The 10155-nt window shown below is 46.5% G+C and carries 10 protein-coding genes and 1 pseudogene; 4 read left to right on the top strand and 7 right to left on the bottom strand.

The genetic code is table 11. The features are described 5' to 3' along the window. From WG89_RS29110 to WG89_RS01155, 4 genes are all read right to left on the bottom strand, one after another. Window positions 1–199 (bottom strand): transposase (locus WG89_RS29110; protein WP_479686486.1); only part of this gene is annotated, 199 nt, incomplete at its 3' end. Window positions 200–389: 190 nt separating this feature from the next. Beyond that, the gene (locus WG89_RS01165; RefSeq protein ID WP_062260340.1) at window positions 390–1361 is read right to left on the bottom strand and encodes an IS5 family transposase; all 972 of its coding nucleotides are present in this window, start codon (window positions 1359–1361) and stop codon (window positions 390–392) included. 254 nt (window positions 1362–1615) lie between these two features. Next, window positions 1616–2683 carry an IS4 family transposase gene (locus tag WG89_RS01160; protein ID WP_062260337.1) on the bottom strand — a complete coding sequence of 356 codons (1068 nt, stop codon included), beginning with the start codon at window positions 2681–2683 and terminating at the stop codon, window positions 1616–1618. 65 nt (window positions 2684–2748) lie between these two features. Then, on the bottom strand, window positions 2749–4194 hold the full coding sequence (locus tag WG89_RS01155; RefSeq protein WP_153301352.1) for a regulator of G-protein signaling domain-containing protein: 1446 nt from the start codon (window positions 4192–4194) through the stop codon (window positions 2749–2751). A gap of 511 nt (window positions 4195–4705) precedes the next feature. Between WG89_RS01155 and WG89_RS01150 the strand changes: the two genes are divergently transcribed. Both WG89_RS01150 and WG89_RS01145 read left to right on the top strand, forming a co-directional pair. After that, window positions 4706–5584, top strand: a complete 879-nt coding sequence (locus tag WG89_RS01150; RefSeq protein WP_062260333.1) for an HpcH/HpaI aldolase family protein — start codon at window positions 4706–4708, stop codon at window positions 5582–5584. A gap of 139 nt (window positions 5585–5723) precedes the next feature. Further along, a complete protein-coding gene (locus tag WG89_RS01145) occupies window positions 5724–6026 on the top strand; it encodes a hypothetical protein (protein ID WP_062260331.1) in 303 nt (100 codons plus the stop codon). Between the two features lie 27 nt (window positions 6027–6053). Here the strand turns inward: WG89_RS01145 and WG89_RS01140 are convergent, their stop codons facing one another. Beyond that, window positions 6054–6425 (bottom strand): hypothetical protein, encoded by a 372-nt coding sequence (locus tag WG89_RS01140; protein WP_062260329.1) that lies wholly within the window; start codon window positions 6423–6425, stop codon window positions 6054–6056. Window positions 6426–6472: 47 nt separating this feature from the next. Further along, entirely contained in the window at window positions 6473–7624 is a 1152-nt protein-coding gene (gene pdxB, locus WG89_RS01135; protein ID WP_062260327.1) for a 4-phosphoerythronate dehydrogenase PdxB, read from the bottom strand. Between the two features lie 337 nt (window positions 7625–7961). Here pdxB and WG89_RS01130 point away from each other — a divergent pair, with 337 nt between their 5' ends. Beyond that, window positions 7962–8978, top strand: coding sequence for a DUF3080 family protein (locus WG89_RS01130; protein ID WP_172806669.1), 1017 nt, complete (start codon window positions 7962–7964; stop codon window positions 8976–8978). A gap of 81 nt (window positions 8979–9059) precedes the next feature. After that, window positions 9060–9749: a hypothetical protein gene (locus WG89_RS01125; protein WP_062260324.1), complete on the top strand. Its 690-nt coding sequence runs from the start codon at window positions 9060–9062 to the stop codon at window positions 9747–9749. 182 nt (window positions 9750–9931) lie between these two features. On the opposite strand, the pseudogene WG89_RS31005 reads toward WG89_RS01125, so the two are convergent. Then, window positions 9932–10155: pseudogene (locus WG89_RS31005) on the bottom strand (IS1595 family transposase); the annotation flags it as partial.

The following is a 10155-nucleotide window of genomic DNA, read 5'->3' as shown; positions in this document are numbered from 1 at the left end:
GGAGACAGTGAATTCGCAGCATAGTGGGTAGAGGATAAGGAGGTCTTCCGTTGCCACGCTTAGGGTAATAGGGCTCGATTACGGCCTCTAAGCGTTTCCATGGAATCAGAACCTCCATTCTTTCAAGAAAAATTTCCCTACGAGTTCTGCGTCGCTTCTGGCTGAATTCACTGTCGGAAAAAGAGAGTTGTTGGTCCATGACTACCTCTGATCAAGCTGCTGAGATTATTATCTCATGATCAGGGACTTATTCGCAGGTTCCCTAGGGAACCTGCGAATAACCTCTAATTTACTTCCCTTCTTGAATCGAGTTCGAAGTAGGACTGAAATCAGAGGTCTCAACCCCTTATTTGTATGATATTTAGCCACTTTCGTGACTTCAGGGCGGACTAACCCTGTGCCCGGATCATTTGATCCAGTCGAACAATATTCGCCAGGGCAAATAAAGTAGACAGTTTATTGTCATTCTTCTTCAAACCTCGATACCTGGCTTTTATAAATCCAAATTGACACTTAATGATTCTGAAGGGGTGTTCGACTGCTGCTCTCAGACTGGCCTTGGTAAATTCCAGTTTGATGGGCACCTTATTTTTTCGGGGATGCTTCTTCAGCTCTTTCAAGATGCTGGGCTTTTCAGCTATGAACCACTCAGCTTCACAGGACTCCAACTCTTTCCGATTCTCGGCCCCGCGATAGCCGGCATCTGCAAAGATAAATTGCTCATCCCCGTGCAGCAGCTGCCCTGCCTGATTCAGGTCATGTTCGTTAGCTGGGGTGGTCGTCAAGCTGTGTGTAAAACCTGTTCTTGCATCAACACCTATATGGGCTTTCATGCCAAAGTGCCATTGGTTGCCTTTCTTGGTTTGATGCATATCCGGATCTCTTTTTCGGGCAGTATTCTTGGTAGACGTCGGCGCTTCAATAATAGTGGCGTCAACCAAGGTACCTTCCCTGAGAATAATACCCGCATCGGTTAACCAGCTATTGATCTCCTGAAAAATAGCTCGACCCAGATGATGTTTTTCCAAAAGATGGCGAAAGTTCATGATCGTTGTGCGATCGGGTATAGGTTTGTCCAGAGTTAATCGGGCAAACAATCTCATGGAAGCTATTTCATACAATCCGTCTTCCATACCTTCATCACTGAGGTTATACCATTGCTGGAGACAGTGAATTCGCAGCATAGAGGGTAGAGGATAAGGAGGTCTTCCGTTGCCACGCTTGGGGTAATAGGGCTCGATGACAGCCTCTAAGCGTTTCCATGGAATCAGGGCCTCCATTCTTTCAAGGAAAATTTCCCTACGAGTTCTGCGTCGCTTCTGGCTGAATTCACTGTCGGAAAAAGAGAGTTGCTGGTCCATGACTACCTCTGATCAAGCTGCTGAGATTATTATCTCATGATTAGGAACTTATTCGCAGGTTCCCTAATTTCGCTACAACCACATACCTAACAAATCCAGCCAGAGGAATCTCCACACTGCTGGCGGCGTTAAACTTCAGATTTCTACGGATGTCCACGATACTTTGAAGGTATAAGCACTTATAAGAATAAATGTGAGCTGAGATTAAAAGCGACTAAAATATAGCTTTATCTTCGATATTTGAGATGTTATTTCTATGTACGGGACAAAACTTGAAGCATAGTCAGGAAGTCAACTTGGTCATTTTTTGAGCACGAGTTTTTCAAAACCCGCCTCAAACTATCCAGACCCAGCCTGAATAGACTCTTTGCTGGTCGCCCATGTTTATTCAAGGGAAGCTCGCGGGCTTCACCATACTGCCAGTGCCCAATGATCAAGCACCAGGCAAAGGCGAGAGCCAGCATGCCCATCAGTTTATCCATACGCTTGAGGTCAGTCATATGCGTGGATTCCAGGTCAAAGCCACGACTTTTGAGGCAACCAAACAAGGTCTCTATTGCCCAGCGCCTGTAGTAATCCTTAATCATCGTTTCTGGTTTTTTGGTGGCCACCACAATGAGGAGACCTTTCAGGGTGCGTGTGGCTCCAATGTACAGGTCAACACCCGATACCCGTCGTTTGCTGTGCCAGGTTACCGTCTGATTGAGCTTAACGTCCCGGAATAGCTGCGCAGCCTTGATGTCCTTGCCACACTTTCCAAGCACTGGAATATTGTCACGAATACGAAGTCTGCACGTAATATTCTGTTCATCCAGCCACTTGAACCACTCTTGGCCGATGAACTCTCGATCAGCCAGAAGCCCGTCAATTTTTTCAGCCGGGATCAGCTTCAGGACTCTTTCCATGATGGCGATCCGCTCATCGGCATTAGAGTTGCCACCGCTCTTGTCCAGGCAGATCCAGACTATGGGAATGGAAGCCCCCTGCCAAGCAATAGCCACGACCAGATAGTTGATGTGCTTGCTTCCAAACTGCCAGTTGGTTCTGTCCATAGAGAGGCTATAAGTGTTCAGATTCAGCCAGTGAAGAATGAGTTTGGCAAGCTGCTCATAACAGTAGGTATAGCCTGCAAAAAACCGTTTGATACGTCGATAACTGGATTCTGCGTGGGACTGACTTTGGAATTCTTCTGCAACCCTGTAGAGATTGGTAGAGCGACCTCTGATCAGAGAGAGAACAAACTGTGCGATAAAGATAATGCGGGCTTGATGCCAAGGGAGATGGGCCTTAAGCTCTTTGGCCAGTGAGCTGACGTCTTCCATGTACGACTACGGTAACTGTACGGAGGTTAGAGACCATACAGGTTACTCGACATAGACGTCAGCTCCTACCCTTCAGCCCTTGGTTTATCTGGGCTCAGAGTTTTTTGTCCCGTACATAGCTCCAGAACTACAGGGGGCGCTACTAGAAATTCAGACAATTTCATCAGCTGTTTTCTGAAGGCATTGGGCAATCGTTTCGCGCCTTCAGTTTTCAGCAATTGAGGATTCCGAAGCAGTTTCACCATCGATTGATAAGCCATCCCACTCCCCCCGAACAGTTCATCCGCTTTTTTTACAAAATAGAAGGCGTCACTTGTGCAGTAATTAAGTTTATTGCCCTCTAGAATATTGACTGGAAGCATTCCACACAGCAGTAAAGCTCTGACGAGGGGTGTGTAGTTTTGTTTGTCGTCTCGCAGTGCTGACTGCACAAGTCTGATGAGACGGCCCTGATTCAGATCTCCGTATTTTTCTATTATCAGTTTCGGGACAATAGACAAAGCTTCCCAGCACCCTGTTAACGCATCCAGTGTTTGATTCAAAGCCTGAAGTTCTCTGCTTCTGTCCATTTTTACTTCCTCTCTCAAACTTTGAACAATCGCAGTTTTTACCTGACTCCAGGACAACGCTTCACACTCACTAATGATATGTTTATCCAGTAATACACGAATATCTCTTCGAGCATGTTCCGAGTAAGGGCGATACTTGCCACCTTCGACAACCACCAGACTCAATTCATTCATCAAAGCTATAGTTAGAACAGTCGGCTTCAGAGCCATCACTTTTTCTAATGCTGCATAGACAAGACTTCTAACCTGATCAGACTGATCAAAAGGACTGCTCAGCAGATTCAGAACGGCTTGGTTAATCCATGAGTTTGACTCAGACGTTCTCGAATACACGCCAACGATCACGCTCAGCTCTTCTGACAGTAAATACTCAAGAACATGTGTTTGCTCCTGTTGCTGTCCACTGAGATAAGCCTCAAGCGCCAAGGGTAATAACTGATTAACAATGAACTGCTGCAACTCTGGCTTCGTCGGCATAGAGTCCGAAGTATGTGACAGCAGCATTTTGAGAAGGGGCAAGTCTGCCTTTTCTATGGCAAGAGTGACAAAGGGCAACATCCCCTGGGGAAAGTTATAATGAATACGTTCTTCATTACCACTGCATAGAAGACCTCTCAGCCCCTCGCTGTTGCGAGTTGAAATAGCATGCTCGATCGCATCATTAACGCTTGCATGGTCAGCGAGTGGCGCTTCTTCATACACTTCGATTTGATCTGATGTTAAATCTATTTCATCTAAGGCATTTCGCTCCAAAATAGTAGGACAGGACGTTAAAAGCTCCCCTTTTGCCACAAGAGGCAACCCCGGCATGACTTCAGAAACCTTATAGCCCAGGTAAGCCCCACATTTCTGACGCATTGAGGTTAATAATGACTGGAAGTCTGTTATTGCATCAGGCAGCTTCAGGTGCTCTGCTAAATCCGGTCTCTCGTCACTCCACATAGCCCCAATCCTTTGGTTCTTTGAAATCTGAATATTAAATATCAGACTGTCCAGGCCCTCTATACCGCTCATCCCAGGGTATTGCGCAAGAGGTTGGACTCATTTCAGAATCAAAAGTTTCAATCTGAGCCTTTGAGTATGTAAAGCAGCCTATCCACTTTTTTAACTATTGGATGGATGGTGCTCTCTTTGTCGGTCCATCCACACATTTTCCAGGAATGCCATTCGTCCTTTATTTAATAGCAGCCCCTGTTTTTCTTATCTTCAATAAGATCTAAGTAAACTTGAGTAATAAATCATTTTTCATAAATGGCCATCTTATCCAATCCAGATATTTTTTGGGATAAGAGTTATCAAACTCATAGATATACGACACTATAATTATAAAAAAGAGAACAGAGATTATATAAAACTAGTAAATTTTATTCCGTATTCGTTTGATTCCTGAGTGATCACCACCTCCATGTTCGCCTAAATTTAAATCTCTCAAACGGTTACTCAGGTTACAATCATGAGTTCTTACAAGCCAGTATTAAAACTTGCTTTTGTCTCTTCATTTTTGCTCTCTCTGACAAACACATTTGCTATGAATTCTGATCACGGCAGACATTCTTTATTTAGTCAGGGAAGAGTTTCAATTGGACCCGTTATTCAGATGCCCTCCCCTTCCCTGACTACAACCTTGTCACAAAAAAATATTGGCTTCGATTGGGTATGGATCGATACCGAACATGGCCCAATTGGGGTTACTGAAATGCATAAGATGATCAGTGCGACAAGAGGAACTGGTGTTTTGCCTATTGTGCGTATTCCCGCCAATCAGGACTGGATGGTCAAGTCTGCTCTGGATGCTGGTGCCAGGGGCATTATGTTTCCATTTATCAATACGAAGGAGGAAGCAGAAAAAGCTATTGCATCCCTACGCTATCCTCCAGAAGGTGTACGTGGATTTGCACCGATGGTTGCTGCTCAGGAGTGGGGAATGAGCGTTTCTGAGTACACCAGAGTAGCCAATGAAGAAGTGATTGGTATTTTACAGATTGAAAGTGCAACTGCAGTGAAAAATATCGATGACATTCTTTCAGTGTCGGGCGTTGATATGATCTTGATTGGCCCCTATGACTTATCCGGTACTATTGGTTTACTGGGCGAAGTTAACCATCCAAAAGTAGAGGCGCTGATTGAACAAGTAATTGTATCGGCTAAAAAGCGTAATGTACCTCTAGGTACCGTTGCCTTTAATGAGCAGGATATGAAAAAACGAATTGAACAGGGATTTCAGTTCGTTGGTGTAGCCGTCGATAGTTTGTTGATTTCAGAGTCAGCGTCTACGGTAGTGAAGCAATTCAGAACACTCCAGGGAAAGACTAAGGCACTTTCGGAAAAATGACTGGTAGCCTATGTTAACAACAGCTCAGAGAATAATAACATCTAATCTGGTTCGTTGAACATTCTTCTGATCTGATATCATATACGACAATATACCGAATAATGTCAGATCAGGTCTAAATTAACTTAAGGTGACTGATATGAGTAATATTCCGATTCGTCCAGAAGACATACTTTCGGATAAACAGGATTATAAAATAATTAAAGGGGTAAAGGTTAGAAAAGGAACCATTGCTGCAGCCATTCATAATATATCCTTACTCGATTCTGTGAGCCCTGAACAGCGAGACATCATTATAGAGGTGATCAGGGAAAGTGCCACTGCACTAGTCGCTCTTGATGTTCACCGATATTTCGCCTGCAGAAATGAAGAGGTAGAGGCTATTCTTTCACAAGCAGCAGAGGATCTTGATAAGTCGGATAGAGAACAAGGCTCAAAATAAACATCAACATGTTCAGAGCTAGAAGCCTTAGCCTTTCTTCCGGTGCATCCAGGTACGCTCAATCAAGAGTAATAACTCACCACTGATCAAACAAAGGGCGGCTATCACCAGAGGGGTGTTCAGGGAGAAGTGCCAGGTTTTGATCATCAGGAACAGATGCTGGGAGGCTGTCACCAGTCCAACGGCGGCTACCAGGCAGGTGAAGAAGATGCTGATATAGCGGTAATGAGGCAGGACCATTAATACACCCAGCAGGCCAATAGCGGTTCTTTCTGTCCGGCAGAATGGGCAGGTTTTCACTACTTCCGCCAGATCCATCCACCAGGTCACCGCACAGATAGCAATAGCTATCCATCCCAATGGCCTGATGTAGCGGCTTAGCACCAGCTTATTGATCATGGAACCTTTCTCAGAGCATTTGTCTCAGAAAGGTTATCGTAAAGTTTTCATGACTCTTGAAGGTGAAAGCCCAGAGCCTTGAGGCGCTCCTGGACTTGTGCCTCACATTTTCTTGCCTGAACCGTCAGAGTGCTGAACTCCCGACGTTCCCGGTAACTCTTCCTCATGCGATCAAACTCAATGCAGCGAGCGTCCTTATCCATGGAAGCAAGTCTGCGCATTAGCGCATCATCACGGCGTAGATCGTAGACCGATTTCATGGCAATGCCCGCTGCCTGGGCGGCACTGGCGGAGTCATTAAATCCTATTCTTTTCAGGGCTGGCATGGGAGTGATGGCCGCCAGTCTCACTCGTGCTGGCAGACCAAATGTCTGACACAAGCCTTTATAAACCATTTCAGTGCCAGAGATTTTGCCATCCAGACTGTATCCGGCAATGTGAGGTGTGCCTATATCGACGCGAGCCAGCAAATCGAGATCAACATCCGGCTCGTGTTCCCAGACATCCAGCACCACGCTTATGTCCAGACCGTCCTCCAGCACCTTCAGAAGAGCCTGATTATCAATCACTGGCCCTCTTCCACCATTAATAAGAATGGAGCCCGGCTTAATCTGGCTGAGCTTCTCATAATCAAACATATGGTAGGTTGAGAAATCCTCATCCCGGGTCAATGGGGTGTGCAAAGCAATCACATCACAGGTCTGGATCAGGGTGTCCAGTTCTTCAAACCTGATGCCTGGGGTTCGCTCACAAAGAGGGTCATAGGCCATGACCTCAACCCCCAACTTTGCCAATGCCTGATAGAGCCGACTGCCCACCTGGCCGTGACCGACAATCCCCACTTTACGCGCTTCCAGTACAAAACCATCCCGGTCAGCCAGAATATCCAGGGCGCACAGCACATATTCCACGACAGAACGGGCATTACAACCCGGTGCATTGGCAAAACTGACGCCCCGACGGGCCAGGGCCTGCTGATCAATATGATCAACCCCCGCTGTACAGGAACCCACAAACCTTAATGAAGAAGCTTGAGCCAACAGGGCTTCATTGACCTTTGTCACCGAACGGACCAGCAAAGCGTCTGCATCTGCAATATCGCCTGCAGTAATCTCTCGCCCCTGCAAAGCCACTACTTCGCCCAATGAACCAAAACACTCGTGCAATAGTGGAATATTTTCGTCAGCAACAATTTTCATCGATGGCCGTTTGATTGAATCCTGTGATGCAGTGATACTATAGTCCGCCCTGGAGATTGACAACTCTGTGCTTATGCGGATCTTTAGGACTCCAAGTAATGCACTTCGACAGGCTCAGTGCGAACGGAATGAGGCTCAGTGCGAACGGTATAAGGTTTAGCGCTCATACATACCCCGTTCATCCTGAGCTTGTCGAAGGATACTGGTAATGCACTTCGACAAGCTCAGTGCGATCGGTATGGGGCTAGAATAAAACCTATAATGCTCACAAACTGACCACTCGACACTGATGACTGTGAAAGCAACTGTCCGATGGCTTCCATTTCTGTGCCTGTTGATGCTGACGGGGTGCGGCTACCGCTCCACACCTGAATATCAGCTTGAAGAGTATGAAGAAAGAATCAGTACTGTTACCGAACAACCGCTGCCTTCTGCCACGGTCAGCTTTCCTGAACTTCCATCGCTGAGAAAAAGACAATACCCACTCCCGGATATTCGCTTGAAGGCTTTAGAAGCCCTGAACCTGCTTGAATGTCCAAAACTCACCCAACTGATCGCCCACCGTAACAACAGCCTTGGTAAACAGATGCAGCCTTCCCAGTTGCTTCATTATGAGAAGCAACTGATTGTTCAACTCAAAGACTGCTCCGGCTATTTGCAGCAACAGGATAAAAAGCCCGAGCTGAGAGAAAAGCTACAGGCCATTCTTCAGCAAAAAGAAAAAGCCTTACCAGCAGCAAAGTGGAATATGCTGCTCTCCAACACTGAGCTACCTGGTCAGTTCAGCGGTTTTCAGGACTTGCTGCCACTGCAGGGAGACAACGGTCGGCAGGGGACTCTGGAAGCATTAAAGTACCTCAATGCCTATCTCAAAGATGATCGTTTTTCGCCCCCTTATGATCAACAAACGCTTGAAAGCCATCTCCAACAGTTAACCGCCTCTCACTACAGTGGTCAGTTACTGGCGGCGGCCACAGCTATCACCAATACCCTTAACCGGGTTTCGGTGATGCTGGAGAACAGTCACAATATTTGCCCCCACGGTCGTCGCTCGGTGAAAATTGAACGACTGAATAATGTCTTCCAACTTTTCTATGTCGACAGCATTCAGCCTTATTTGGCCAAAGTCATTTCCGAAGGCAGGGATTGGCGAGCTGTTATTTTACCTTTGCTGGAATCCCTCCCTCCTCCGCCCGACAAGGCCATGACAGATTACCTGTTAGCCATTACCGATTCGGATTCAAGCTGGTCTGTCTGGAACCAACTGGACAAGGCCGTCATGCGTCACACCCGCAGCTGGCAAAAAGTACTCACTGAATGTCAGATGCAACCCGGGCAAAAGCCTGCAGATTAATTTCCAGACTCCGGTGCCGATAGACAGCCTTAAGGGCGATTCTTCATTCACACGTTCACGCCCTGCACCACCGGAGATTCAATGGATAAGAAACCGGATGACGAAGGGAATGTCATTGATCTTTTCACCCGCAAACCCGTTGATGAAAAAGAAAGTGAAAAGATCATAAGGCTGGCTCCAGAGCTGGATGGTCTGGAAATGCTATACAGCAATGACGCCAATCCCGGCAAACTCTTCAGCATGAAAATACTCTGCTGGGCGCTGAAAAAAGACGGCACCGTAGATGCCATGGTGCCCTGGCTGAACAAACTGGTGCCTGCCCAGGATTTGAACGATCCTCTGAATGGTCATTGGGAAGGTTACTATGACAGCTTCCATGATCACGCTTTTTTTGAACCACCCGAATACAAAATCACCGAGCTGGAAACCGCTGCCAGCTACTTTGATGCCAAAGAAGACGACCCCAACCTTATTCTGCAGGAAATTGGCGACAACATTGGCACCCACGCCATCATGACAGAAGACAATTTCCACACCATTATGCTGATCCATGTCACCAGCTGGCGTTTATACAATGATGGTCGTATTCATGCGATGCTGGCTGATGAGAAAAAAGTAGAAACCACCCCGATTCTGCCAAGGGATGAGTGCCTGTTCCCGGCTCAGGAACACGAAGACTTCAGGTACTTCTTTCACCATATTATCGCTAACAAGATCAAGCATGGTGATCCGGATGCCATTGCCGCCTTTACTCAGTTAATTGAAGAGTAGCAGCTGTGGTACAAGGTCATTTCTTGTTGAGAATAAGCCTGTTGTGATCACGGCCGTTTAACTTTTTAAACATGAAATCACATTATTAAAAATTAAATCCCGACAGGCTCCCTTCCTGTTTCAGAATTAATCCAACAACTCATCCAACCAATTAATAATGGCTCTTAATGGATTCCGGGGAGTTATCCAAACAACACTCCCAGAAGACCGGTTAGAGCTGCTTTCCCGCGCTTCTTGATATTGTGCAGGCACTCGAAGAAACCCAAATACAGCGGTAACTTCTCTTGTGATATACCCCGATGAGGACGCAACCAGGAACGCAACAGCGACCAGAACCCCTCCATTGTATTCACATGAATCTCATGAAAACCGTCGCCGTCCTCATCTCGTGCATATTCACCGGCTC

Origin of the sequence: Endozoicomonas arenosclerae (assembly GCF_001562015.1) — a bacterium.
Taxonomy (GTDB): domain Bacteria; phylum Pseudomonadota; class Gammaproteobacteria; order Pseudomonadales; family Endozoicomonadaceae; genus Endozoicomonas_A; species Endozoicomonas_A arenosclerae.
Note: the sequence above shows the minus strand (reverse complement) of the source record. Positions and strands in the feature narration are given on the sequence as shown.